Here is a 24,179-nt window from a genome sequence, read left to right as displayed (position 1 = left end):
TCCGATCGATCACGCCAAGAGCCCGCATCGTGGCACAGCGCCGATGGGCTGTAAAGATCGATTACGAGACGTCGTGCGGGCGGCCCGGAAGCCCGTCCGTGCATGAACGGGCATGTGGGGAAGGCACGTTGATGGATGGCGGGCCGCCCGTGCGGGCAACGGACATCGGCCTGCGTTTCCTGGCTCGAAGTCGGCCCGTCCAAGTCGGGCACAAGAAGCTCCGCTCTTTCCCGGAAAAGTTTCCTGGAGATTTCTGTTATCCCCCACCGCCCCACGCATCTACCAGGTCGCTGCGGCTCCTCCAGCCGCGGCCGGCACCCGGGCGACGGACCCGCTGCCGTACGAGCCGCACGAAGGAGTAGGCGCATGAGGCGAGATCCCGCAGTACGACCCGGCCCGGCCGACGGACACCGGCGCCGCCGAAGCACACCCAGGTTCGGTGCGCTTGTCGCGGCGTTCGTGCTCGCGGTGTGTGCGGTGGTGGTGGGTGGCGCGGTGTCGCCGGCCGCTGCCGCGACGTTGCCGGCGACGGGTGGGGTGTACCAGTTGGCGGTGACGAAGAGCGGTAAGTGCATCGATGTGCCGGGTGCTTCGACGGCGAACGGTGCGTTGTTGCAGCAGTGGGGGTGCACCGCCGATTCGGACTGGCAGGAGTTCAGGCTGGATTCGGCGGGTTCGGGTACGTACCGGCTGGTGAATGTGCACAGCGGCAAGTGCATTGATGTGCCGGACTTCTCGACGGTGTCGGGGACGCGGTTGCAGCAGTACAGCTGCGCGGGTCAGACGAACCAGGCGTGGACGCTGGTGGCGAGCGGCTCGGGGACGTTCCAGATCGTGAACGTCAACAGTGGTCTGTGCATCAGTGACGAGGGCGCGTCGACCACGAACGGCACCGCGGTCATCCAGGAGACCTGCACCGCCAACACCAACAAGCAGTGGGCCTTCAAGCCCGTCTCCACCACGCACAACACCGTCGCGGCCGACGGAACCGGGACGTACACCACCGTGCAGGCGGCGGTCGACGCGGTCGGGACGGGCAACGCGAGCCGGGTCGTCGTCACGATCAAGCCGGGTACCTACCGGCAGGCCGTGACCATCCCCGCCAACAAGCCCTACATCACGCTCCAGGGCACGGGCGACTCCCCGGACGACGTGGTGATCGTCGGCAACCGCAACGCGGGCGACTACGGCACCTCGGGCAGCGCCACCGTGGTCGCCCTCGGCCACGACTTCACCGCGACCAACCTGACGATGTCGAACGACTTCGACGAGAACAGCTCCGACACCGGTGACCAGGCGCTGGCGCTGTACCTCGACGCCGACCGGGCCCTGCTGGACGGCGTGCGGCTCCTCGGCGACCAGGACACCTTCCTGGTCAACAACAACGCCCGTGTCTACGTGTGGAATTCGTACGTCGAAGGCACGGTGGACTTCATCTACGGAGGTGGCATCGCGGTCTTCGACAGCACCCGGATCCACGAGAAGCGGACCACCGGCGGCCCCATCACCGCGGCCAGCACCCCCGCCGAGCGTGCCTACGGGTTCCTCTTCTACCGGTCCACCGTCACGAGCACGGTGAACAACACCACCCAACTCGGCCGCCCGTGGCGCCAGGACGCCCAGGTCCTCTACCGCGAGTGCACGCTCTCGGCGGCCGTCGCCACCGCGCAGCCGTGGACGAACATGTCCACGAGCACCTGGCAGAACGCCCGGTTCCGTGAGTACCGCAACACCGGTGCGGGAGCCACGGTGAACGCCAACCGGCCGCAGCTCACCGACGCCCAGGCGGCCACCTACACCCCGCAGAAGTACCTCGCGGGCACCGACGGCTGGAACCCCGTCCGCTGATCCGGCCCGCGACTTCCTTTGCCGATGGATGAGAAGAGGGAACCCATGTTCAACAGGAGTGGCACCAGGTTCGGTGCGCTTGTCGCGGCGTTCGTGCTCGCGGTGTGTGCGGTGGTGGTGGGTGGCGCGGTGTCGCCGGCCGCTGCCGCGACGTTGCCGGCGACGGGTGGGGTGTACCAGTTGGCGGTGACGAAGAGCGGTAAGTGCATCGATGTGCCGGGTGCTTCGACGGCGAACGGTGCGTTGTTGCAGCAGTGGGGGTGCACCGCCGATTCGGACTGGCTGGAGTTCAGGCTGGATTCGGCGGGTTCGGGTACGTACCGGCTGGTGAATGTGCACAGCGGCAAGTGCATTGATGTGCCGGACTTCTCGACGGTGTCGGGGACGCGGTTGCAGCAGTACAGCTGCGCGGGTCAGACGAACCAGGCGTGGACGCTGGTGGCGAGCGGCTCGGGGACGTTCCAGATCGTGAACGTCAACAGTGGTCTGTGCATCAGTGACGAGGGCGCGTCGACCACGAACGGCACCGCGGTCATCCAGGAGACCTGCACCGCCAACACCAACAAGCAGTGGGCCTTCAAGGCGGTCACGACCGGACGGTCCTGGTCGGACAAGGCGGACGGCTTCGCCTCCACCGGCGGCGGCACCACGGGCGGCGCGGCAGGCAGCACCGTGACCGTGACGACCTACGCCGACCTGGTCAAGTACGCCACCTCCGCCGGCCCGTACGTCATCAAGGTCGCCGCCGCGATCACGGTGGACCCGTACGGCCGCGAGATTCCGGTGACCTCCGACAAGACGATCATCGGCGTCGGCACCAAGGGCGAGATCGTGCACGGCGGGTTCTTCCTGGGCACCGGCGTCCACAACGTCATCATCCGCAACCTCACCATCCGCGACACCCAGATGACCGACGACGATCCGGACGACAAGGTCTACGACTACGACGGCATCCAGATGGACACGGCCGACCACATCTGGATCGACCACAACCGCATCGAGCGGATGAACGACGGCCTCATCGACAGCCGCAAGGACACCACCTACCTCACCATCTCCTGGAACGTCATGGGCACAGAGAACAAGGCCCTCGGCATCGGCTGGACCGACAACGTCACCGCCCGGATGACCATCCACCACAACTGGATCCACGACACCAACCAGCGCAACCCCAGCATCGACAACGTGGCCCTCGCCCACCTCTACAACAACTACCTGCAGAACGTCACGTCCTACGGCAACCTGTCCCGGGGCGCCTCGAAGACCGTCATCGAGAACAGCTACTTCGAGAACGTCGCCAACCCCTTCAACATCGACACCACGGCGGCGTCCCTCACCCAGTCGGGCAGCGTCATGGTCAACTGCACCGGCAAGCAGGTGACGAACGGGACGACCTTCACCCCGAGCAGTTACTACGCGTACACCCTGGATGCGGCGAAGGACGTGCCCGCCCTGCTGAAGGAGTACGCCGGCCCGCAGAGCAACATCGGCGGCTGACCCGTCCCCGTCCTCCGGGACGCCCCCGCCGGCACCCGTTCAACGGGTGCCGGCGGGGAGGGGGCCGGGTGCGGGCCGGCCGACGGTCTGGGGCACCATGCGGGAGCGACACCCGCACGTCCCCCCCACGACCTGGCAGGACGCGCACAACGGCCCGACCCGAGGATGGACATGGCGTACTTCGACAACCCCGTGATACCCGGTTTCAGCCCGGACCCGAGCATCTGCCGCGCGGGCGAGGACTACTACCTGGCGACGTCCAGCTTCGAGTACGTGCCAGGGGTGCCGCTCTGGCACAGTCGCGACCTCACACACTGGCGGCTGATCGGCCACGCCCTCGACAGCCCGGCGCAGTTGGACCTCTCCGACACCGTCGCCTCCTCGTCCGGCGTGTACGCGCCCACCCTGCGCCACCACGACGGGCGCTTCTGGATGATCACGACCGTGGTCGGCGGCGCCGGCACCGTGCTGGTGACCGCGGCCGACCCGGCCGGCCCCTGGTCGGACCCCGTACCCGTCAAGATTCCCGGCATCGACCCAGACCTGGCCTGGGACGAGGACGGCACCTGCTGGTGCCTCTTCTCGCACGACGGGATCAAGGGCGTGCGTATCGACCCGAAGTCGGGTGAACTGCTGGGCGAACCGGTGGAGATGTGGTCGGGGACCGGATTGCAGTACCCCGAAGGGCCGCACCTCTACCGCGTCGGCGACTGGTGGTACCTGCTGCTCTCCGAGGGTGGTACGGAACGCGGGCACGCCCTCTCGGTGGCCCGCGCCCGCGCGCTCCCGGGGCCGTTCGAACCGCACCCGGACAACCCCGTGCTCTCCCACCGCAGTACGGACCACCCGGTGCAGAACACCGGCCACGGCGACCTCGTGCAGGCCCACGACGGCAGTTGGTGGATGGTGCTGCTCGGCACCCGCCCCCGGGGCGACACCCCCGGCTTCCACGGCATGGGACGGGAGACCTTCCTGACTCCGGTGCGCTGGGAGGACGGCTGGCCCGTGCCGGGACCGGTGGAACTCCACGCCCGAGGACCCGAGCTGGCCCCGCACCCGTGGCCGGAGGAGTCGCACCGCGACGACTTCGACGCCCCCGCGCTCGCCCCTCGGTGGGTGACCCTGCGCCGCCGCGACCCGGCGACCGTCGACCTCGGCGCGAAGCCCGGACACCTCGTGCTGAACTCCCGCGCCGAGGCGCTGGACCGGCCCGGCGCCGTGTTCGTGGGATGCCGGCAGCGCGATCCGGAGTGCGTCGCGCGCACCCGGGCCGACGTCCCCGAGGGCGGACGGGGCGGCCTCGCCGTACGGCTCGACGAGGCGCACCACTACCAGGTGGAGCGGGAGGGCGACATGGTGCGCGCGGTCGCCCGGATCGGCCCGCTGCGCCAAGCAGTCACCGAACGAGCCGTACCCGCAGGCCCGTTGACCCTGCGCATCGACGTGACCACCGCCGACGTCCTGCCGCCCACGGTCACCGTCCGCAGCGCCGGCCCGCAGGCCGGTACCGGCCTCCGCGTCGGGGCCCCCGACACCCTGCGGCTCGGATACGAGACGGAGGACGGGGAGTTCGAGATCCTCGCCGAGCTGGACGGCCGCTACCTCACCACCGAGGTCGCCGGCGGGTTCACCGGCCGGGTCGTCGGGCTGTACGCGACCCGGGGGAGCGCGGTCTTCGACTGGTTCGAGCTGAGCCCGGCCTGACGCCGTACGTACCCGTGGGAACGGAGTCCTGCCTGGTGAGGTACCGGTTTCCCCTTCGCTCCGAGGGCACATGAGAACGAGCGTCGGGAAACACGGGCGGTTGCCCGGGAGGGAGTGTGCGGGGTGGCTCGGAAGGTGCGGTGGCCGGCCGCGGCGCTGTGGCTGGGGCAGGAGCGGGACACGGTACGCCGATCCGTGCACTGTGCCTTCGAGCAGGCCGGTCCTGAGCGTGACACGCTCGTCCAGTCCCTCAAGGCCGCGATGGCGGCCATCGCGGCGTGGGCGCTCACAGGGTGGTGGCTCCAGGCGCCGATGGCGCTGCTGGCCCCCTGGACGGCCGTCGCCCTGGTCTGCGGCACCGTTTACCAGTCGCTGCGTACGGGCCTCCAGCAGTGCGCGGTCATCGCCGTCGGCACGGTGTGGGCCTCGGCGGCCATGGCGGTCACCCGGGACCAGACCATGGCCGCGATGCTGCTCACGGTGCCGTTCATGACCCTGCTCGGGAACTACCGCAGATTCGGGAACCAGGGCCTCGTGGGAGCCACCACGGCACTCTTCGTGATCACCGCCGGCTCGTCGAGTGCCTTCACGGTGGGGCACCGGCTACTGGAGACCCTGATCGGAGCAGCGGTGGGCATCACGCTCAACGCGCTGGTTCTGCCCCCGGTCCACCTGCGCAGTGTCCGCGACCGGCTGGACCGTTTCGCCCGGGGCACCTCGGATCTCCTGGGCGCCATGGCGCGCGGTCTGCGGGAGAAGGACGGACTGGACAGGGCGGGGAGCTGGGACGCGGAGGCCACGCGTCTCGCGCTGTCTCTCCAGGGGGTGGCCGAGGCCCGCGCCCGGGCGATGGAGGGAGCCCGGCTGAATCCGGCCATGCGCCTGCGGCGTACGGGTCCGCCGCCTCCGCCCGTCTCGGAGGACATGCGGTGGGGGCGGGTGTCCTCGCGCGTCCTCGCCGTCACGCGGACGTTGAGCGGGATCGGCGGCGGCGAGGCGGAGCTCCCCGGGCCGTCCCCGCGTTTCCTCGCCGAGCTGGCGGACGTGCTGGACCAGGCGGCGCGTGTCTGCGGTCAGGAGGGTGCGCCCGCATCCTCCGACGGTCCGGGCTCCGGGCATGCGGGGCCGGTGGTCGAGGAGGCGTGGGTGTCCCTGCGCGCACTGTCCGAAGCGTTCCGCCTCCAGGAGGGGGCGGCGGCAGCTGTGGGCGGAGAGCTCCTGCTGGAGGCAAGGCAGTTGCTTCACGAACTGGCCCGGTCGTCCTGAGAGCCGACTGTGCGCACCCGCTGCCGTACGGGGCCGGAGGGCGGGTAGACGCGGGGCATGATCGAAGTCGTGGAAGCAGGTGGCTGGGGCCTCTTGGCCGGCTCGGCGCTGTTGCTGGGTGCCGGGGTCGGGTACGCGTGGCGGTTGCCGCACTGGCTGGTCGCGTCGGTGATGGCCTTCGGGGCCGGAGTGCTCCTGTCCGCCGTCTCGTTCGAGCTGGTGGGCGAGGCGTACGAGCAGTCGGGACTGGCTCCCGCGGTGATCGGGACCGCTGCCGGGGCCGCGCTCTACACGGCGGGGAACATCGCACTCGCCCGGCAGGGCGCCCGCCACCGCAAGAGGTCGGGGCCGCGCCGGCAGCCCAGCGAGTCCCAGCAGGCGGGCTCCGGCATGGCGCTGGCGCTGGGCGCGCTGTTGGACGGCGTTCCGGAGTCCGCGGTCATCGGCGTCGGACTCAACGGCGGAGGATCGGTGAGCCTGGTGACCGTGGCCGCCGTCTTCATCAGCAACATTCCGGAGGGCCTGTCGAGTTCGGCGGGCATGCGTGAAGCCGGGCGCGGCAAGGGGTACGTCTTCGGGGTGTGGAGCGCGATCGCCGGGGCCTGCACCGTGTCGGCGGTCCTCGGCTACGCGGTGGTCGGCGGACTGTCTCCCGTGGTCACGGCCTACGTCACAGCCGTGGCCGCCGGGGCCATCCTGGCGATGATCGCGGACACGATGATCCCGGAGGCGTTCGAGGAAGCGCATCTGGCGAGCGGGCTGGTCACCACCAGCGGCTTCCTTCTGTCATTCGCCCTCTCCCACCGGTGAGACCCGAGTGGGCGGGCCCGGTGGAGCGGGGCCGCCGGTGTGCCGCCGTCACGCGGCACACACGGCAGTGGGCCCGCTCTCCGGTCCGGTTGATCCGGACGAAAGCCCTGGGTGGTGTCCGGCCGTGATCCGCCGGACACGACCTAATGGGAGCGGGCCGCCTCCAGCCACTCCAGGACCTCCGGGGTGACCGGGTCGGTGATGTCGGCGAACTCCGTGTGCTTCGTGAGGAACTTCGCCACGTAGGGGCAGACCGGCACGATCCGCTTGCCGGAGGCCCGTACGTCGCTGAGCGCCTCCTCCACGAGGACGGACGCCAGACCCTGGCCGGCGAACGCGTCGTCGATCTCGGTGTGGAAGAAGACGCGCTGTTCGTCGCGGTCGCGGTAGGCGGTCAGCCCCGCGCGGACGCCGTCGACGTGGATCTCGTAACGGTGCCTGGCGTCGACGCGCTGGACGCTCGGGGTGGGGGCGGGCCGGCTCATGGAGTGCCTTTCGGTACGGGTCGGGTTGCCGCGGGGCGAGAGGGCGGCGTTCGGGAGTGAGGGGGCGGGGATGCGGTCGCCGGGGTAGCCGTCCACGTGACCGAAGCGGCTCGACGCCGCCTCCCACGCTTCACGCGCCTCGACGATGTCCTCGTGGCTGCGGCCCACGAAATTCCACCACATGACGATCTTCTCTTCGAACGGCGTTCCGCCCACGAGTACCGCCCGGGCGGGCGCGTCCGATTCGTTGGTCAGGGACAGCGTGCTGTTCCCCGGGCCGGCATAGCCCAACTCGGCAGGACTGAGCAGGGTTTCCTCCATGCGGATGCTCCCCTGGTCCACGAGCAGACCGTGCTCGAACGCGGTGTCCGTGTCCAGTGTGACGGTCGTGCGGGGGTCGACGACCAGTTCGGCGCCGAGCAGCGGGGTGAACGTCGGTACGGGAGAGGTGTCCCCGGCGAGCGAGCCGAGGAACACCCTGATGACGGCGCCGGGCACGCGCACCGCCTCCGGGGCGTGGTGGCGGAAGTCACGGCCGGTGTTCCGGTGCTCCTCCGGAAGCGCCACCCACAGCTGGACGCCGTGCAGGACCGTGGTGCCGGGAGTCGAGACCTCGGTGTGGCTGATCCCCAGTCCGCCGGTCATGAGGTTGAGCTCACCCGGGCGCACGTAGGCGTGGCTGCCCAGGCTGTCTCGGTGCTCGATCTCGCCGCTGAACAGCCAGCTGACCGTCTGCAGTCCGGTGTGCGGATGGGGCGCCACGTCCATTCCGCCCGTCTCGGCGACGTCGTCGGGGCCGTAGTGGTCGATGAAGCACCAGGCTCCGATGAGCGTCCGGGCCCGCTGCGGCAGGGTGCGCCGTACCGTCATCGCCCGGGGGCCGCCGAGGGGTACGTCCCGGGCGGTGAGCACCTCCACCCGGGCCGCATCCGCCGGGCCGCCGTCCGCTCCGGTCTCCTCGGGCCGCACGATCCGGTCCGGACCGGTGCCCCCGTTCCCCGGCGTCCCGCTCCCGCCAAAGGTGCTTTCATGTTCAACGATCATGCTCGATGGTAAGCCGCCGCCCGTCCGGGCGTGCGGGGTGGTGGAGGGGCGAGGCGCCCCGGTGAGGAGACACGGGTGAACGGCACCGAGGCGGCACGCGCCGAACGGCGGGTCTACATCGACAAGCAGAGCCCGAAGCCGTACCGCGCGCTGGTGGCGGCCTCCGACGCGGTGCGTGCCGCCGCGGAGGAGGCGGGGCTGAGCCGCACCCTGGTGGAACTGGTCAACCTCCGGGTCTCCCAGATCAACGGATGCGCCTTCTGCCTGGACGTGCACACCCGCGCCGCGCTCCGCGCGGGCGACACGAGCCGGCGGCTGGGGGTGCTGGCGGCCTGGCGCGACACCGAGGTGTTCACCGCACAGGAACGAGCCGCCCTCGCCCTGGCGGAGGCGACGACGAACCCCGCCGACGCCGCGCTCCAGGAGGCCTCCTACGCACTTGCGCGGGAGACCCTCTCCGACGACGAGATCGCGGCCGTGATCTGGGTGGCCGTCACCATCAACGCCTTCAACCGGGTCTCCATCATGAGCAAGCACCCGGTGCGCGCTTTTCCGGGGCAGTGAGGCGCACGCGGACCCACCTCCCGGGGCGGTGAGGGGCGGCGCGGGGCCGTCTCCCGGGCTGCGCGGGACCGTCTCCCGGGCGGTCCGGCGTAGTCATCTTGTCAGGTGACCATCTGTTCGGTTTCTCCTCGAACTCCAATCAAAATGCCCCTCTGCGTGTTATTTGGGGCATATCCCTACATGTGCACCTTAGGTTGTGGAACGACTCCACTCGGGTGGCGCGGTGCGCCGCCCCGGTTTGCGCGTTCCGAGGGCGCCGTGCGGGGCCGTCCCGTCCGGCGCGGGACGCCACGGGGCCCGGAACGAGGAAAGGCAGAGCAGGTGAACGTGGTCGGCGTCATCATCTCCGGGGCTGTCGCGCTGGTGATCACCGTGGCACTCACCGCGGTCGTCCGCGGACTTGCCCCGGTCATCGCGGCCAAGGGCGGGCGCCGGGGGCCTCGGCGGACCGTCGGGACGGGCGTCGCGGTGGTCCTGGCGACCACCGGCGTCATGCTCGCCGCACCCAGGCTGGGCCTCCCGGAACCCGGATTCGGGGTGCGCCTCCTCCTCACCGCGTCCTCGGCCGTCGCGGTGCTCGGACTGGTGAAGGAGCTGCGCCCGGTCGGCGCCCGGACGGAACTCGTCCTCCACACCGCCCTGGCCGCACTCGTCGCGGCGTTCTCCGGACTCTCCCCGGTGGCAGCGGTGTTCGGAGCCGTGCTCGTGGTGGTCCTCACCCACGCGCTCCAGCTGCTGGACGGCTCCGACGGCACGGCGGCCGGAGTGACCGTCGTCCTCGCGGCCGGACTGCTCACCTGCGCGGCGGTCGACCACCACCCCGGGACGGTACTGCTGCTCGCCGTGGTGGCCGCCTCCGTGTCCGGCGTACTGCCGTACAACTGGCCGCCCGCGCGCGTCTTCTACGGATCCTGCGGATCGCGTTACACAGGCTTCCTCCTGGCGGGCTCCGTCCTGCCGCTGCTCGCCGGCGCGCCGTCCGGGAGCGCCGCGTGGATCTCCGTACCCGCGGTGATGGCGGTCGCCCTGGCCGACCTGGTCCTCGTCCTGCTGTCCCGGCGGAAAGCGGGCCGGTCCCTCCTGGCACCGGGACAGGACCACGCCGTGCACCGGCTGCGCCGGCTCCGTCTGACGCCCCGGGGAGCTGCCGTCACGCTGATCCTGGCGACGGCCGCCTGCACCGCCACCGGCACGCTGATCCACACGGGTGTGTTCCATCCGGCGGTCGGCCTGGCGCTGCCCGCGGCCGTCGCCCTCGCGGTCGTGGCCCTGCTGCGGGTACCGGTGTACGCCCCGCCCGCGCCCGGCACCGGCATTCGCCGCAAGCCCACCGGCTCCGCCCTCTCCCCGGAAGCCCCGGTGGCCCCATCGCCCTCCTCGACGCGTCACAGGGCCACCGTGCCCGGCCCCACGCAGCAGGGCGCCCCCGAGCCGAAGCCGGGGACGCCCGCCCGCACACACGCACCGCACATCGCCGCCACCAGGAAGCCGGCCGAGGGACGCCCCGCGGACCTGGCCGGCGACCGGCGCTGACCTATCCGGAGCGACCCGCCCGCGCCGACCTGAGCGGCGCTCGCGGACCGGGTCAGACCTGTTCCGCCACCGGCTGCGGGGCTGCCTCTCCGGCGCCGGACTCCGGACCGGAGAGGGCCGCCACCACCGCGTCGGCCTCCGCGTTCGGCTCCGGCAGCAGGAGGCCGAGCGCGGCGTAGACGACGAGCGAGGTGACCAGCGGGGTGACGATCACGGTCGTCTGGGAAGCCCCGTCCAGGCCGTACTTGACGAAGAAGTACCCCGCGAGACCGAGCGCCCAGGACGCCAGGGCCGCCCGCGAGCCGCAGCGGCGGAACGCCGGCAGCAGCCCCAGCAGCATCGGGATGGAGATCGGTCCCATCACGGCCGCGACCATGCCGACGACGATCCCGAGGACTCCGCCGAAGTGGTCGGACTCGATGGCCACGACCATGGAGACCGCGATGAAGACGACCGTGACCACCCGCGCCGCCAGCAGGGTCCGTTCGTTGCCCGCGTTCCGGAAGCCGGGCACGAGGGCGGGCAGGATGTCGCGGGTGACCACGGACGAGATGGCGTTGGCGTCGGAGGAGGCCATGGCCATCGTGTGGGAGAACATCCCGGCGAGGGTCAGACCGACCAGCCCCATCGGCAGATAGGACTGCGCCATCAGCGCGTAGGTCTGCTGGGGATCGCTGATGTGGGGCATGAGCACCGGCGCGGCGACGGCGGGCAGCAGCAGCACCGCGGGCCAGACGAGGTACAGGACGGCCGAAAGACCGGCCGAACGCCGGGCCGACTTGGGGGAGTCGGTGGCCATGTACCGCTGCGCCAGGTTCCACATGCCGCCGTTGTACTCGAAGAGCTTCACCACGACGTACGCGGTGAGGAAGCCGGCGGTGTACGGCCCGACCAGCGGGTCGGTGTGGCCCTCCGGGAGCCGGTGCCACAGGGTGCCCAGACCCGAGATGCCGCCCAGGTGGTCGAGCACCACCCACATCATCGACAGCGCGGCCACCCCCTGGATGACGAACTGTCCGAACTCCGTCAGGGCGTCCGCCCACAGACCGCCGACCGTGCAGTACAGAAGGGTGACGACACCGGTCAGCAGAATGCCCTGGGTCATCGACATCCCGGTGAAGACCTCCAGGAGGATAGCCACCGACGCCCACTTGGCGGCCACGTCGAAAACCTTCAGCAACGTGCCGCTCCAGGCCAGGGCCTGCTGGGTGGGGACGTTGTAGCGGCGGGCGAGGTACTCCAGCGGGGAGGCCACCTTGTAGCGCCGCCGCAGCCGGTTCCACCGGGGGGCGAAGAGCCAGGCTCCCACGCCGGTGCCCACGGCCAGCGGCAGGAACGCCCAGACGTACACGGTGATGCCGTAGTCGTAGGCGACCGCCGCGTAGGCGACGAACACGGCCGCGCTGTAGCCGGACATGTGGTGCGAGATACCGGTCAGCCACCAGGGCATTCTGCCGCCACCGGTGAAGTAGTCGGAGACGTCGCTGACGCGCCGGTGCGACCACACGCCGATGAGCAGCATCACCAGGAAGTAGCCGCCGACGGCGACCCAGTCGAGCCAATGCATGGGCATACCTTCTTGTTGCTGGGACGGCCCCGTCACCAGGACGGCCCCGTCACCAGGACGGCCCCGTCACAAGGACGGGCTTGTCACGGGAGGAGAGTGGGGGAACCGGAGGCTGTCGTCCCCGGGCGTGCGGGCACCGCGGTGATGCCCGCACGCGCCCCGGATCACCAGCGCGGTGACTTGTTCTCGTACGACGGGTCCAGCCTGCGCATGTAGCCGGTGTCGTCCCGGTTGCGCAGGCCGCAGCGCAGGTACTGCTCGTGCAGCCTGGCCAGCGCGTCCCGGTCCAGCTCCACCCCCAGGCCCGGGGTGCGGGGCACGGCGACGGAACCGGCGCGGAAACCGAGGGCTCCGGGGACGATGACGTCCTCCGCCGGGTCCTTCCACGGCCAGTGGGTGTCGCAGGCGTAGGAGAGGTTCTCCGTGGCGGAAGCCAGGTGGGTCATCGCGGCCAGGCTGATGCCGAGATGGGAATTGGAGTGCATGGACAGGCCCATGCCGAAGGTGTCGCAGATCCCGGCCAGCAGCTTCGAGCGTTCCAGACCGCCCCAGTAGTGGTGGTCGGAGAGCACCACCTGCACCGCGTCCTGGCGCACCGAGGAGTGCAGTTCGTCGAAGGCGACCACGCACATGTTGGTGGCCAGCGGCATCGAGGCCTCGCGGGCGACCCGGGCCATGCCCTCCTGCCCCGGAGTGGGGTCCTCCAGATACTCCAGAACGCCTTCCAGGTCGCGCGCCACCTTCAGCGAAGTCTCCACGGTCCAGGCCGCGTTGGGGTCCAGGCGCAGCGGGGTGGTGGGGAACGCCTCGCGCAGCGCCAGGACCGCCTCGACCTCTTGATCCGGCGGCATGACCCCGCCCTTGAGCTTGATGGCGGTGAAGCCGTACTCGTCGACCATGCGCCGGGCCTGCGCCACGATCCCCCCGGGATCCAGGGCGGCGCCCCAGCCGTCGGGCTCGTGACCCGGGTGCGTCTCCCACTTGTAGAACAGATAGGCGCTGAAAGGAACGTGGTCGCGAACCGCGCCGCCGAGCAGATCGCTCACCGGGCGGCCGACGGCCCGGCCCCGGATGTCCAGGCAGGCCACCTCGAAGGGGGAGAAGACCCGGTCCACCGTGCTGCTGGTGGTGATCATGCCCGTAAGGCCGTGGCCGTCGCTTCCGGAGTCGCTGCCGATCACCTCGGCGATCCGCCGGCGCATCGGACCGGTGGCGTGGACGTCCATGCCAGTGATCGCGTCGGCGGCCGCACGCAGCCGGCGCAGATGACCCTCGTCGGCGTAGGTCTCGCCCAGCCCGGACACGCCCTGGTCGGTGTGGACCTCCACGACGGCGCGGAGCGCGTACGGCTCGTGGACGCCGACCGCGTTGAGGAGGGCCGGGTCCTTGAACGCCACGGGGGTGATCCCGATGCGGGTGATCCGCAGGCTGTCGCTCATCACAGCACATCCACGGCAACGGCACCGGCGCCGCTGACGGCCCCGGTCGTCACCAGAGCGCGGCCCTGCGCGACGATCCGTTCCAGTTCCGCGAGGTGCCCGGGCGTGGGATCGGTCAGCGGCGGGCGTACCCCGCCGACGTCGAGGCCTCCTTGCCGGACCGCAGCCTTGACCAGGGCGACCGAGTAACCGGGGACTTTCTCGCGCAGAGCGATCAGAGGATGGAAGAAGCCGCCCAGGAGCTGCTGGACGGTGGCGTCGTCCCCGGAGGTGACGGCCCGGTGGAAGGCGAGGGCGATCTCCGGCGCGAAGCAGAACACCGCGGACGAGTACAGCTCGACCCCGATGCCGCGACAGGCGAGCACGGTGCTCTCCGCGGTGGGCATCCCGTTGAAGAACTGGAACTCCGCGCCGCCGCACTCGCCGTCCGCGCGGACGGCGGTCACGATCCGGGACAGCAGGGAGAGATCACCGGTACCGTCCTTGAGGCCCACGACCTGGGGCATCCGGGCCACTTCGAGAGCCGAGGGAACGTCGAACCGAGCGGTGCCCCGCTGGTAGACGATCACCGGCAGCGAGCCGGCCGCGACCACCTGGCGCACATAGGCGACCAGTCCGGCAGGCTCTCCCGTCACCAGGTACGGAGGCATCAGCAGCAGCCCGTCGGCCCCGGCCTCCTCCGCGGCCCACGCGTACTGCCGGGCCAGAGGCAGCGAACCGCCCGCCCCCGCGAAGACCGGCACCCGACCGTCCGTCGCTTCCACCGCCGTCCGCACCGCCGAGGCGAACTCCTCCACACCGAGCGCGTGGAACTCCCCTGTGCCGCAGGCGACGAACACCCCGCCCGCCCCGGCGCGGACTCCGCTCCGTACGTGTTCCGCCAGCTTCGCGGTATCCACCGAATCGTCCGGAGCGAACGGAGTCACGGGAAAGAACAGAACACCCTCGAGCATGGAGCACCCTTCCGAGTTCATATGTATGAACGTTGGTCAATATGGCGAATCGCTGCACGGAAAGTAGGCGCCACCGCGCGCCGGGGTCAAGGGCCATGCATGGGTCGGTTTCAGGCAGGTGGGCCCGAAACGATCTACGTGTGACAGTGGGGAGCGTGGCCTTCGGCCAGAGGTCCGGGACTGTCGAGCCGTCGACTGTGAGAGGGGGGAATGTCTGTGTGAACGCAGCTTGAACTGGGGTGATGGCGCAGGTTGCTCATTGGGCGTCGCCCGCGAGGGGCGGGGTGAGGTCCTGCGGGTTCGCCGCGAGGGCTGCTGTTCGAGTGTGGATCCTGTAAGTGATTTTTGGCCATGATGCGGGTGAGGGTGAGGGATACCGGACGTTGAGCACGTGTGCGAAAGTCTTGCGATCGTTCCGCCGGCTGCACAACTGTGCGTGACCATGCACGATTGGGCGGGGCCGGGCGCGGGTCGAATGGATGCGGCTGGGGCCCGGATCGACCGCGACCGGGCCGCACACCCCTTGTTGGCCAGAGGCGGCTGGAGTCACCGGTCCACCGGTCCGCTGGTTCGCCGGTCCGCCGGTCCGGCCGGGCGGCGGGGCCGGAGTCGCGGCGCCCGGCGAGAGGGGCCTGCGACGGGGAGGGCGAGCCGAGTCGGCCGGCAGGGTCGCAGGTGAGGCGAATGTCACCCGCAGGATCGATGTGGAAGTTCATTCATCCTCAACATCTGCTCACAGCAAGCGTGTTGAGGAGAGGGCGAAGCAATGCCCCATGGCGGCGCCCGAACACAGGCGCTATGGTCTGACCAGCATGACGACGGCGCAACGGAAGTCCGGTGAGAATCCGGCACGGTCGCGCCACTGTGAACCCGTACCTGCGGGAAGTCAGACCCAGCACCGTCGTCTCAGGCACCACGATCGGGACGCGTGTTCCCTCAGGAGGTTCTGCCATGGCACACATTGCCGCACCCGCGACCGGCGTACCCGCCGTCACCCCCATATCGCTGAAGGCGATCGCCCCGTGGGCGGTCTTCTTCGGCATTCTCATGCTCGTCCTGCTGTACTTCGTCGGCGCCGAGCAGGGCGCCACCTCGCTCATCTCCGGCGAGGCCGTTCACGAGTGGGTCCACGACGGCCGTCACCTTCTCGGCTTCCCCTGCCACTAGACCTCAGGGGAACCGAACTCTCATGAATTCCATATCCGTTCGAGCGCTCCTGGTCCGCGGCATGCTCGCGGGCCTGCTCGCGGGCGTCGCGGCACTCCTCGTCGCCTACTTCCTCGGCGAGTCCCGGGTGGACGCGTCCATCGCCCTGGAAGAGGCCCACAACCACGACCATCACGGAGGCGAGGAGCTGGTCAGCCGGACGATGCAGGCCACCGGAGGTCTCGCCACCGGCGTCCTCGTCTTCGGTGTCGCCGTCGGCGGCATCGCGGCACTCGTCTTCTGCTACGCCCTCGGCCGCATCGGGAACTTCGGCCCACGGGCCACCGCGGCCCTGGTCGCCGGGGCGGCGCTGCTGACCGTGTACCTCGTACCGTTCCTCAAGTACCCGGCCAACCCGCCGGCCGTCGGCAACCCGGACACCATCGGCCAACGTACGGGGCTCTTCTTCCTCATGGTGGCGCTCAGCGTCCTGCTCGCCGTCGCCGCCGTCATCGCCGGGAGGCGGCTCGCACCGCGCCTCGGCAACTGGAACGCGACCGTCGCCGTGTCCGCCGGATACGTCCTGCTGATCGGACTCGCGTACGTGTTCCTGCCGTCGTTCGACGAGGTGGGCGCGGACTTCCCGGCGACCCTGCTCTGGGAGTTCCGGCTCTCCACCCTCGCGGTCCAGGCAACCCTGTGGGTGAGCTTCGGGCTGATCTTCGGTGCCCTCACCGAGCGCCTGCTGCTTCCCTCACCGGGACGGGGCGCGGCCTCCCGGGACAGCGCTCCCCGGCCCGCCGGGGTGGTGGGCTGACACCACCTCGCGACTGAATCACCGCGCACGTGTGCGGCCGGAGATCTCTCCGGCCGCACATGTCGCCGTAGTACGTCCGTCGCCGAACCGGCGCGATGTCAGCGGGCCCGACGCGGTTGCCGCCGCGTCGCCGCCGATGCGAAGCGGGCCCGTCAGCCGGTGGGGAAGTCGCCGTTCAGGGCGGCGGCCATCCGCAGGTGCGGCCCGGCTTCCTCGTGCCGGCCCTGGCGCTCCAGCGTGCGTCCCAGCAGCAGGCGCGCGTAGTCCTCGACCGGATCCCGCTCCAGGACGACCCGCAGCTCCGCCTCGGCCTTCCCGAGCCGCGCCGAGTGGTAGTAGGCGCGGGCGAGCAGCAGGCGCGGGGCAACCTGCTCGGGGACCTCGTCCACGAGCCCGCCGAGAATGCGCGCCGCGGTGAGGTACTCCTTCGCGTCGAAGAAGAACTGCGCGCGGTTCCAGCGGTCGGCGGCCGTGCCGAACTCGTAGTAGTTCTCGTCCATGTGGTTCCTCCTCTGCCGCCGGCGGGGCGGCTTTTCGAGCCTCCCGCCCGTGTGATCGCGACAACGTACCCCGGTGGTTGAATATTCCACTAAATCGCCGAGGTGACGATCGCGCCACTGACCCTCCAGCCCGGCCGGAGCGCAATAGGTTGACCACCATGAGCAACCTCGATCGCCAGGCCGCGCTGTCCGTCTGCGGAGGGCGGGGCTTCGTCGTCGCCGAACCGGTACGTGAACTCCTCACCCCGCGCCACGTACGGCTCGGTGAGTCCACCGAAGTCCGCAGGCTGCTGCCCAACCTCGGCCGCCGCATGATCGGCGCCTGGACCTTCGTCGACCACTACGGCCCCGACGACATCGCGGACGAACCCGGCATGCAGGTGCCGCCCCACCCGCACATGGGGCTGCAGACCGTGAGCTGGCTGCACGAGGGCGAGGTGCTCCACCGCGACAGCCTCGGAAGCCTCCGGACCGTACGCCCCAGGGAGCTGGGTCTGATGACATCGGGCCGGGCCATCAGCCACTCCGAGGAGAGCCCGAAGGGCCACGCCCGGTTTCTGCACGGCGCCCAGCTGTGGGTGGCCCTTCCGGAGGCCCACCGCCACGTCGAACCCCACTTCCAGCACCACGCCGACCTCCCCACGGTGACGGCCCCCGGCCTCACCGCCACGGTGATCCTCGGTGAACTCGACGGAGCGGCCTCGCCGGGCACCGCCTACACCCCGATCGTCGGCGCCGACCTCGCCCTCACGGCGGGCACCGAGACCCGCCTGCCGCTCGACCCGGACTTCGAGTACGCGGTCCTGTCGATGTCGGGCGAGGCCCACGTCGACGGTGTGCCCGTACTCCCCGGATCGATGCTCTACCTCGGGTGCGGCCGTACCGAACTTACCCTGCGCGCGGACTCGGACGCCGGACTCATGCTCCTCGGAGGCGAGCCGTTCGCTGAGGAGATCGTCATGTGGTGGAACTTCGTCGGCCGGTCCGGTGACGAGATCCTACAGGCGCGGAACGACTGGGAGACGGGCTCGCGGTTCGGCGAAGTGCACGGCTACGACGGTGCCCGCCTGCCTGCCCCCGAACTGCCCACCACGCCGCTGAAGCCGCGCGGGCGAGTGCGCTGACCTGGGGAAACCTATGGCCGTGCCGGCCTGATCCCACTTCTGGACCATCGGGTCGCTACCCGGGACCCGGGGGCAGGTGGACGGTCATGATCAGGTGGCAGGCCACGGCGCCTGAACCACGGTACGTGTGGGTGGTGTCGGCGTCGAAGGTGGCGGTCTGGCCGGCGGCGACGGGGTACGCGGTGCCGTCGACGACGAGGGCCATCTCGCCGGCGGTGACACTGACGGTCTCGGTCACGCCGGCCTGGTGGGGGTGGCTGGGGTATTCCTCGCCGGGCTCCAGGGTCCAGCGCCAGACTTCGGTGGCCGCCGGTCCGCTGGTGGTCAGCATGAGCCGGGCCTCGCTGCCGCGCTCGCCCTTCCACAGAGGCACGACGGTGCCGGCGTCCACTACCCGCACCCGCTGTTCGGGGCGGCCTTCCATCAGGGCGGAGACGGAGGCGCCGAGGGTGTCGGCGAGGCGGACCAGGGTGGCGAAGTTCGGGTTGCCCTGCGCCTTCTCCAGGGCGACGAGGGCGCCCTTGCTGACCTTGGCGCGGCGGCCGAGTTCGTCCAGGGACAGTCCGGCGCGGGTGCGGGCCGCGCGGACGTTGTGCGCGAGCGTTCGCAGCGCCGCTTCGGTCTCGGTCATCGCTCTCACCCCTTCAAGCGGTTCGGTCACTGCACTGGCCCGTGCGGTCGTTCGGTTGACGACCCTCGGTCGGTGCATTATACGGTGTAGTCGTTCCATTGATAGTAAGGGATGTGCTGCCTGTGATCGCTCTGCTGCTGGCCCTGGGCAGCTCTCTGGCCTACGGGTGCGCCGACTTCCTCGGCGGTCTGGGTGCCCGCAGGCCGTCGTCGCCGTCAGCCTCCTCGCCCTCACCTGACCCCACGCCCGTACCTCTGGAAGGAGCCCGGCGATGTTCACCCGGCCCTGGGACGCCGCCCTGGACGACGCCGAATGGCAGACCTGGATCGCGGACGGCCACGACTTCGGCATCCTCGGCGTCAACGGCCTGCCCGGTCAGGCAACCGACCGCCCCATCGACCTGAATCAGCCCCACAAAGGGCGGATGCTGCCCGGCATCCGCGGCCCGCGCCTCGACGTCACCGAGGTCCACGCCGAGTTCACGTACGACGACCACAGACCCGCCGAACAGCGCACCGACACCGCTCGCCGGCCCACCGAACGCGGCACCGCCCCGGACGCACCCACCGCGGCCCAGCAGCTCCGCCGCCTGGACCGCATCGGCACCTGGAAGCCCTGACCATCCCCCGGCCCGCACACAGAACGGAACTGCTCGCACGATGACCGCCTTCCGCATCAGCCCCGCCGTCGCCGACGCCTTCCCCGACACCCTCGTCGCCGTCGTCACCGCCACCGGCCTGAACGGCCGCGAGCCCTGGCCCCACACGGCTGCCGCCCTGGAGGACCTGGAGCAGGATCTCGCCTCCGGCACCTGGGCCCCCGCCGACGAGAGTGACCCGCGCATCGAGGCATGGCACACCGCCTACCGCTCCTTCGGCACCAACCCCCGCCGCATCCGGCCCAGCGTCGACGCCCTCGGCCGCCGCCTGGCGAAGAAGGGCACCCTGCCCCGCATCAACCCGGCCGTCGATTCCTACAACGCCGTCTCCGTCCGCCACGGCCTGCCCGCCGGCGCCTTCGACCTCGACCACGTCACCGGCGACATCGAGATCCGCTACGCCGAAGGCACCGAGACCTTCACCCCGCTCGGCGAACCCGACACCGTCGAGAACCCCAAACCCGGCGAGATCATCTACACCGACACCGCCGACGTCCTGACCCGCCACTGGAACCACCGCGACGCCCACCGCACCCGCGTCACCGAAGACTCCACCCACGTGGCCTTCGTCCTCGAAACCCTGAACGCCACCCGCGACGACCACCTCCTGGTCACCGCCGCCGACGAATTGCGGGTCCTGCTCGCCGCACACTCCGCCCGGAGCACCGTCCACCGCCTCAGCCCCGCACACGCGCAGGTCACCCTCTGACACCACGCCCCTGGCATACCAGTGGCAGCGCAGGCCGAACAGCACCTCGTTCGGGCCCTGGGGCTCACTCCTGGCCACCGCCGTCATCGTCCTCGTCCAGCTCCGGCGCGTCCGGATCGCGCGGCGGACGCAGGGCGCGGAGCCGGGACCTGGGCGGTGAAGCCGTAGCGGCCGGGCAGGTCCAGGTTGCGGTGCTTGAGCGGGGAGAGCCGGGCGATGTCCTTCTCGCGGATCTCATGGCCATCGGCGCGGAGCTGCGCGACGGCGGCGTCGATGTGCTCGGTCTTGGCGATCCGCCCGCACACGGCGAAGGACGCCCCGAGCGGGGTGGGGCGGCCTTCGCGGCCGGGCATGCGCGGCGGGTCGTAGGCGCGGACCTGGCTGCAGGATGTGCGGGGAGTCACGCGGGGCACTGGGCACGACCATTTGCCCCGCGTGAAGCCGAAGTGCTCCGGTGGCGGGGCGGCGTTGACGGTGCGCACCGGTACTCGGAGGAGCAGCTCGTCCACGGAGGCGAGCAGCCCCTCTCCCTCGCGTCCTCCCGGCAGTTCGCTCGGGGCGCCACCCGCCTGCGTCCCGACTCTCGATGCGTCCTGGCAGCGCGATGGGGCGATGGGGCCGCACGGGCGCGCCCGTGCGGCAGGGCGCCCCATCGAGGGCCCCGCCGCACGGTCAGCGCGTCAGGGAGCCCACGGCCCGAGCACGCTCTTCATCGCGTCGGTCATCGCGACTTGCAGCAGCGGGCCGTAGGTGATCCTGCCGACACCGAGGCGCCGGAAACGCTCGAGGTCGTGCTTGACCGGATGGGCGGTGGAGTTCACCGGGACGGCCACGGAACCAGTCACGGCCACGAGCAGATCGTCGTCGTCCTGAATACGCACGGGGTAGAGGCTGTCGGCGCCGGCCTCCTCCATGGCCCGCAGGCGCTCGATCACCTCGTCGAGGACATCGGCGGGTTTCTCCGCGTGGAGGAAGAGGTCGGTGCGCCCGTTGATCCAGACCGGGATGCCCGCGTCGTCGGCCGCGGCGCGCAGCTCGGCGATGTAGCGCGCGTGCTCGTGCGTGCTGCGCACGCGTCCACCGTCGGAATGGACGGTGTCCTCAAGGTTGAGACCGACGCCGCCGGCCTCGGTGAGTCCGGCGATGAGGTCCACGGGCTCTTGTCCGTACCCGGCCTCCAGGTCCACGGACACGGGGATGTCGACCGCTGCGATGATCGGTCGGACCGCGGCGAGTACCTCCTCGAAGGTCTGCCCTTCGTGGTCGTCGGCCCCCCGGGAGGTGGCGAGCGGATGACTGCCGATGGTCAGAGCGGGGAACCCGGCGTCGGCTGCCGTCCGCGCGGACCAGACGTCCCACACGGTCGGCAGGACGAGCGGCTTGTACTCGGCATGCAGCTGCTTCAGGCGCTGAGCGCGCTCAACGGTGGTGCGAAAGTCCATGACCAGCACGCTACTCCCGGATCGACTCGCCAGGTGAACGGCCGGGCGCGCGGCAGAAGGCTGACAGGGTCCTCCGAGGGCACTGCGGACGGCTTGTCGCTCCCGGCGAGTGGGTGCGGCGCAACGCGGGGTGGAGACGTGCGGCCTATGGCTGCGCTCGGCGGATGCCGTGGTTTGTGGGTGATTCCGCGTCATGAGCGTCTCGTCGCTGTTCCTGTGCCCCTGTTGCGTCGTTCGTGTCCGCCGGGGCGGCCGGTTCGGAGGACCGGGTGGCGGGCCGTGCCTCGCTGAGAGGTGATGGCGGACCGCCCCCTTGCCCGACCAGCGGTAGCAGCCTGTCGCGCTGCCCCGCTCCGGGCGTCTCCCGGTCGCGTGTGTGAGGTGGTGCCGGTCGGCTGACCGGTGGCCCCGGGGGTCCGGGAGTGCCCGGCACCACACCTCGAAGGACGTGTCGCTGTCAGCGCGCCCGGCGCCCGGGGCGTCGCTCGTAGGGGACGGCCCGGGTCCCGTCGACGCCCACTTCCAGACGGCCGATTCGTTCGATGTCCAGGACGATCGTGTCGCCGTGGCTGAGCGGCCCCACGCCGGCCGGTGTGCCGGTCGCGATCACGTCACCAGGGTGGAGGGTCATGACGGACGACGCGTAGGCGATCAGTTCACGGACGCCGAAGATCAGGTCCGCGGTGTTGGTCCGCTGCCGGGTGCCACCGCTGACGTCGCAGCGCAGGTCGAGGCAGTCGGGGTCCGGTATCTCGTCGGCGGTGACGATCCACGGCCCGATCGGTGTGAACGTGTCGAACGACTTGCGGGTTGAACGGTCCTCGCCGGATCGCACGGTGATGTCCAGCACGCAGGTGTAGCCGAAGACGTGGTCCAGCGCGTCGGCCGCGTCGACGTGGCAGGCGGTGCGGCCGATGACGACGCCCAACTCGCCTTCCTGGTCGGTGCGCTTGTCCGTGTAGGGCAGGAGGACGTCCTGGCCCGGTCCGATGACCGACGAGTTGGCCTTGAGGAATACACCCAGGTCGGAGATGGAGGTGGTGTACTCCATCTCGGCCTTGTGGTCCAGGTAGTTGACCGGCGCCCCGATGATCTTGCCGGGACGGGGCAGCGGCGCCTCCAGGACAGCCTCGGCCAACGGGAAGCGCGTGAGGCCGGAGAGGTCCAGCGGGGCAGCACCCCCACTGGCCGCGGTCTCGATGTGCCGGTGCAGCGCTCCGGCCGGGCCGGGTGTGCCGGTACCGACGAGTCGCTCGGTCACGTCGACGAGGTCGTCGCCGTCGACGACTCCGAGTCGCCCGTCGTTGAACAGGGCCAGACGCATCTGGGCCTCCTTGCGGATTGCGGGATACGGATACGGGATGTCCGGGTGGGTGCGGGTCAGGCGCCGGGGTCGGCGTCTTCCGCGCGGTACAGGCCGAGGGAGCGCATGACGGGCTCGTTGCTGTAGGAGAACAGGACGGCGTCGTTGGAGGCGGAGTGGTTGAGGTGCCGGTAGGACGCCCAGCCGGGCACGGTGAAGGTGTCGTTCTCGGACCACTCCAACCGCTCGCCGTCCACGACCGTGGTGCCTTCACCGCGGACCACGGTGAAGATGGTGGAGGCGGTGTGCCGGTATCCGGCTCCCCGGAAGCCCGGTCGCAGCCGCTGGACGCGGCAGCCGATGGTCGGCATGACGGGACCGCCCGTCCGCGGGTTGGTGTATTCGAGGACGATGCCGTCGACGCCGCTGCCCGCCGCGGTGTCGGAGATCCCCTCCAGAGCGCGTCGGGTCTCTTCCCATGTATAGCGGGAGACAGGGGAGTTGGGGCCGTCCTGGGTGAGCCGGACCGGATTCAGCCGGCCGTGCAGGAATTGCCTTCTGCCGGCGTCGTCCGGGCGGGTCACTGGCTGGAGGCGCTGCGGGTACGTCTCGTAGAAGCCCGCCTCCAGGGCGTTGACGAGGGGGTAGTCGAGGGCGTCGAGCCAGATCATCGGAGCGTCGCCCTCGTGCGTGTGGTCGTGCCAGTGCCAGCCGGGGGTGAGCAGCAGGTCGCCCGGCGACATGAAGACACGCTCGCCGTTGACCGTCGTCCACGCACCGCTGCCCTCCAGGATGAAGCGGAAGGCGTTGGACGTGTGCCGGTGTGCCTGGGCGGTCTCGCCGGGCAGGATGATCTGCAGTCCCGCGTACAGGGTGTTGACGGTGGCGGGTGGATCGGTCAGGCCGGGGTTCACCAGCATGAGCACCCTGCGTTCCGCCTCGTCCAGCGAGAGCGTTTCGGAGAAGTGCAGCAGATGCGGCCGCAGTTCCCGCCAGCTCCAGCGGTAGGGCACGGCACGGCTCTTGGGCTGTGCGGGGAAGAGATTGCCGTAGAAGCGCCACAACGGGGCGGCTCCCAGGCTCTTCAGGGCCTTGTAGGCGTTGTCGTCGGTCGTCACGGTGTCCTCCTCGGCGAGCCC

21 protein-coding genes, 2 pseudogenes and 1 riboswitch are annotated in these 24,179 nt (G+C 70.5%); of the genes and pseudogenes, 12 read left to right on the top strand and 11 right to left on the bottom strand.

Translation table 11 applies throughout. From position 1 onward, the window contains the following. The first annotated feature begins 135 nt into the window (after positions 1 to 135). The 5 genes from ACWCSV_RS17585 to ACWCSV_RS17565 all read left to right on the top strand — a co-directional run bounded on the left by ACWCSV_RS17585 (position 136) and on the right by ACWCSV_RS17565 (position 7,125). Positions 136 to 1,848 carry a pectinesterase family protein gene (locus tag ACWCSV_RS17585; protein WP_451143099.1) on the top strand — a complete coding sequence of 571 codons (1,713 nt, stop codon included), beginning with the start codon at positions 136 to 138 and terminating at the stop codon, positions 1,846 to 1,848. Positions 1,849 to 1,893: 45 nt separating this feature from the next. Next, positions 1,894 to 3,345 (top strand): RICIN domain-containing protein, encoded by a 1,452-nt coding sequence (locus tag ACWCSV_RS17580; protein WP_451143097.1) that lies wholly within the window; start codon positions 1,894 to 1,896, stop codon positions 3,343 to 3,345. Between the two features lie 171 nt (positions 3,346 to 3,516). Further along, positions 3,517 to 5,049 (top strand): glycoside hydrolase family 43 protein, encoded by a 1,533-nt coding sequence (locus ACWCSV_RS17575; RefSeq protein ID WP_451143095.1) that lies wholly within the window; start codon positions 3,517 to 3,519, stop codon positions 5,047 to 5,049. Positions 5,050 to 5,172: 123 nt separating this feature from the next. Further along, complete coding sequence (locus tag ACWCSV_RS17570) at positions 5,173 to 6,315, top strand: hypothetical protein (protein ID WP_451143093.1); 1,143 nt, start codon at positions 5,173 to 5,175, stop codon at positions 6,313 to 6,315. Positions 6,316 to 6,372: 57 nt separating this feature from the next. Continuing rightward, the gene (locus ACWCSV_RS17565) at positions 6,373 to 7,125 is read left to right on the top strand and encodes a ZIP family metal transporter (protein WP_451143091.1); all 753 of its coding nucleotides are present in this window, start codon (positions 6,373 to 6,375) and stop codon (positions 7,123 to 7,125) included. A gap of 143 nt (positions 7,126 to 7,268) precedes the next feature. Here ACWCSV_RS17565 and ACWCSV_RS17560 read toward each other — a convergent pair whose 3' ends face one another. Then, positions 7,269 to 7,610, bottom strand: a complete 342-nt coding sequence (locus tag ACWCSV_RS17560; protein ID WP_451143121.1) for a GNAT family N-acetyltransferase — start codon at positions 7,608 to 7,610, stop codon at positions 7,269 to 7,271. Between the two features lie 15 nt (positions 7,611 to 7,625). Next, positions 7,626 to 8,654: pseudogene (locus ACWCSV_RS17555) on the bottom strand (pirin family protein); the annotation flags it as partial. 75 nt (positions 8,655 to 8,729) lie between these two features. Between ACWCSV_RS17555 and ACWCSV_RS17550 the strand changes: the two are divergent. Then, the gene (locus ACWCSV_RS17550; protein ID WP_451143089.1) at positions 8,730 to 9,218 is read left to right on the top strand and encodes a carboxymuconolactone decarboxylase family protein; all 489 of its coding nucleotides are present in this window, start codon (positions 8,730 to 8,732) and stop codon (positions 9,216 to 9,218) included. A gap of 321 nt (positions 9,219 to 9,539) precedes the next feature. Continuing rightward, complete coding sequence (locus ACWCSV_RS17545) at positions 9,540 to 10,751, top strand: undecaprenyl/decaprenyl-phosphate alpha-N-acetylglucosaminyl 1-phosphate transferase (RefSeq protein ID WP_451143087.1); 1,212 nt, start codon at positions 9,540 to 9,542, stop codon at positions 10,749 to 10,751. Positions 10,752 to 10,803: 52 nt separating this feature from the next. On the opposite strand, the gene ACWCSV_RS17540 is transcribed toward ACWCSV_RS17545, so the two are convergent. From ACWCSV_RS17540 to ACWCSV_RS17530, 3 genes are all read right to left on the bottom strand, one after another. Continuing rightward, a complete protein-coding gene (locus ACWCSV_RS17540) occupies positions 10,804 to 12,318 on the bottom strand; it encodes a sodium:solute symporter family protein (protein WP_451143085.1) in 1,515 nt (504 codons plus the stop codon). Positions 12,319 to 12,482: 164 nt separating this feature from the next. Further along, positions 12,483 to 13,757: a glucarate dehydratase family protein gene (locus ACWCSV_RS17535; protein ID WP_451143083.1), complete on the bottom strand. Its 1,275-nt coding sequence runs from the start codon at positions 13,755 to 13,757 to the stop codon at positions 12,483 to 12,485. Beyond that, positions 13,757 to 14,710 carry a 5-dehydro-4-deoxyglucarate dehydratase gene (locus ACWCSV_RS17530; protein WP_451143081.1) on the bottom strand — a complete coding sequence of 318 codons (954 nt, stop codon included), beginning with the start codon at positions 14,708 to 14,710 and terminating at the stop codon, positions 13,757 to 13,759. The genes ACWCSV_RS17535 and ACWCSV_RS17530 overlap by 1 nt, the downstream gene beginning before the upstream one ends. Positions 14,711 to 15,511: 801 nt before the next feature. Beyond that, positions 15,512 to 15,658, top strand: a riboswitch (adenosylcobalamin (AdoCbl) riboswitch). 3 nt (positions 15,659 to 15,661) lie between these two features. Between ACWCSV_RS17530 and ACWCSV_RS17525 the strand changes: the two genes are divergently transcribed. Further along, positions 15,662 to 15,877, top strand: a complete 216-nt coding sequence (locus tag ACWCSV_RS17525) for a CbtB domain-containing protein (protein WP_451143079.1) — start codon at positions 15,662 to 15,664, stop codon at positions 15,875 to 15,877. Between the two features lie 22 nt (positions 15,878 to 15,899). After that, positions 15,900 to 16,673 (top strand): CbtA family protein, encoded by a 774-nt coding sequence (locus ACWCSV_RS17520; RefSeq protein ID WP_451143077.1) that lies wholly within the window; start codon positions 15,900 to 15,902, stop codon positions 16,671 to 16,673. Between the two features lie 152 nt (positions 16,674 to 16,825). Here ACWCSV_RS17520 and ACWCSV_RS17515 read toward each other — a convergent pair whose 3' ends face one another. After that, positions 16,826 to 17,173, bottom strand: a complete 348-nt coding sequence (locus ACWCSV_RS17515) for a tetratricopeptide repeat protein (RefSeq protein WP_451143075.1) — start codon at positions 17,171 to 17,173, stop codon at positions 16,826 to 16,828. Positions 17,174 to 17,331: 158 nt separating this feature from the next. On the opposite strand from ACWCSV_RS17515, the gene ACWCSV_RS17510 reads away from it, so the two are divergent. Beyond that, positions 17,332 to 18,297 (top strand): pirin family protein, encoded by a 966-nt coding sequence (locus ACWCSV_RS17510; RefSeq protein WP_451143073.1) that lies wholly within the window; start codon positions 17,332 to 17,334, stop codon positions 18,295 to 18,297. A 55-nt stretch (positions 18,298 to 18,352) separates the two neighbouring features. Here ACWCSV_RS17510 and ACWCSV_RS17505 read toward each other — a convergent pair whose 3' ends face one another. After that, complete coding sequence (locus ACWCSV_RS17505) at positions 18,353 to 18,928, bottom strand: cupin domain-containing protein (protein WP_451143071.1); 576 nt, start codon at positions 18,926 to 18,928, stop codon at positions 18,353 to 18,355. 271 nt (positions 18,929 to 19,199) lie between these two features. On the opposite strand from ACWCSV_RS17505, the gene ACWCSV_RS17500 reads away from it, so the two are divergent. After that, complete coding sequence (locus ACWCSV_RS17500; RefSeq protein WP_451143069.1) at positions 19,200 to 19,547, top strand: hypothetical protein; 348 nt, start codon at positions 19,200 to 19,202, stop codon at positions 19,545 to 19,547. 40 nt (positions 19,548 to 19,587) lie between these two features. Further along, positions 19,588 to 20,295 (top strand): B3/B4 domain-containing protein, encoded by a 708-nt coding sequence (locus ACWCSV_RS17495; protein WP_451143067.1) that lies wholly within the window; start codon positions 19,588 to 19,590, stop codon positions 20,293 to 20,295. Between the two features lie 64 nt (positions 20,296 to 20,359). Here the strand turns inward: ACWCSV_RS17495 and ACWCSV_RS17490 are convergent. The 4 genes and pseudogenes from ACWCSV_RS17490 to ACWCSV_RS17475 form a co-directional block, all read right to left on the bottom strand. After that, positions 20,360 to 20,825, bottom strand: a pseudogene (locus ACWCSV_RS17490) (hypothetical protein); the annotation flags it as partial. Between the two features lie 150 nt (positions 20,826 to 20,975). Beyond that, the gene (locus ACWCSV_RS17485; RefSeq protein ID WP_451143065.1) at positions 20,976 to 21,737 is read right to left on the bottom strand and encodes an isocitrate lyase/PEP mutase family protein; all 762 of its coding nucleotides are present in this window, start codon (positions 21,735 to 21,737) and stop codon (positions 20,976 to 20,978) included. Between the two features lie 457 nt (positions 21,738 to 22,194). Further along, entirely contained in the window at positions 22,195 to 23,061 is an 867-nt protein-coding gene (locus ACWCSV_RS17480; RefSeq protein ID WP_451143063.1) for a fumarylacetoacetate hydrolase family protein, read from the bottom strand. A gap of 56 nt (positions 23,062 to 23,117) precedes the next feature. Further along, entirely contained in the window at positions 23,118 to 24,158 is a 1,041-nt protein-coding gene (locus ACWCSV_RS17475) for a cupin domain-containing protein (protein WP_451143061.1), read from the bottom strand. Positions 24,159 to 24,179 lie beyond the last annotated feature (21 nt).

The organism is Streptomyces sp. NPDC001770, from assembly GCF_053596135.1.
The sequence above is the reverse complement of the archived record's forward strand: the minus strand, read 5'-3'. Positions and strand labels throughout refer to the sequence as shown.

Excerpts from the sequence above, each read along its gene's own strand:
- ACWCSV_RS17585 (WP_451143099.1), top strand. The coding sequence starts at position 136 with ATGGCGGGCCGCCCGTGCGGGCAACGGACATCGGCCTGCGTTTCCTGG.
- ACWCSV_RS17580 (WP_451143097.1), top strand. The coding sequence starts at position 1,894 with ATGTTCAACAGGAGTGGCACCAGGTTCGGTGCGCTTGTCGCGGCGTTC.
- ACWCSV_RS17575 (WP_451143095.1), top strand. The coding sequence starts at position 3,517 with ATGGCGTACTTCGACAACCCCGTGATACCCGGTTTCAGCCCGGACCCG.
- ACWCSV_RS17565 (WP_451143091.1), top strand. The coding sequence starts at position 6,373 with ATGATCGAAGTCGTGGAAGCAGGTGGCTGGGGCCTCTTGGCCGGCTCG.
- ACWCSV_RS17560 (WP_451143121.1), bottom strand. The coding sequence starts at position 7,610 with ATGAGCCGGCCCGCCCCCACCCCGAGCGTCCAGCGCGTCGACGCCAGG.
- ACWCSV_RS17540 (WP_451143085.1), bottom strand. The coding sequence starts at position 12,318 with ATGCATTGGCTCGACTGGGTCGCCGTCGGCGGCTACTTCCTGGTGATG.
- ACWCSV_RS17535 (WP_451143083.1), bottom strand. The coding sequence starts at position 13,757 with ATGAGCGACAGCCTGCGGATCACCCGCATCGGGATCACCCCCGTGGCG.
- ACWCSV_RS17530 (WP_451143081.1), bottom strand. The coding sequence starts at position 14,710 with ATGCTCGAGGGTGTTCTGTTCTTTCCCGTGACTCCGTTCGCTCCGGAC.
- ACWCSV_RS17525 (WP_451143079.1), top strand. The coding sequence starts at position 15,662 with ATGGCACACATTGCCGCACCCGCGACCGGCGTACCCGCCGTCACCCCC.
- ACWCSV_RS17520 (WP_451143077.1), top strand. The coding sequence starts at position 15,900 with ATGAATTCCATATCCGTTCGAGCGCTCCTGGTCCGCGGCATGCTCGCG.
- ACWCSV_RS17515 (WP_451143075.1), bottom strand. The coding sequence starts at position 17,173 with ATGGACGAGAACTACTACGAGTTCGGCACGGCCGCCGACCGCTGGAAC.
- ACWCSV_RS17510 (WP_451143073.1), top strand. The coding sequence starts at position 17,332 with ATGAGCAACCTCGATCGCCAGGCCGCGCTGTCCGTCTGCGGAGGGCGG.
- ACWCSV_RS17505 (WP_451143071.1), bottom strand. The coding sequence starts at position 18,928 with ATGACCGAGACCGAAGCGGCGCTGCGAACGCTCGCGCACAACGTCCGC.
- ACWCSV_RS17500 (WP_451143069.1), top strand. The coding sequence starts at position 19,200 with ATGTTCACCCGGCCCTGGGACGCCGCCCTGGACGACGCCGAATGGCAG.
- ACWCSV_RS17495 (WP_451143067.1), top strand. The coding sequence starts at position 19,588 with ATGACCGCCTTCCGCATCAGCCCCGCCGTCGCCGACGCCTTCCCCGAC.
- ACWCSV_RS17485 (WP_451143065.1), bottom strand. The coding sequence starts at position 21,737 with ATGGACTTTCGCACCACCGTTGAGCGCGCTCAGCGCCTGAAGCAGCTG.
- ACWCSV_RS17480 (WP_451143063.1), bottom strand. The coding sequence starts at position 23,061 with ATGCGTCTGGCCCTGTTCAACGACGGGCGACTCGGAGTCGTCGACGGC.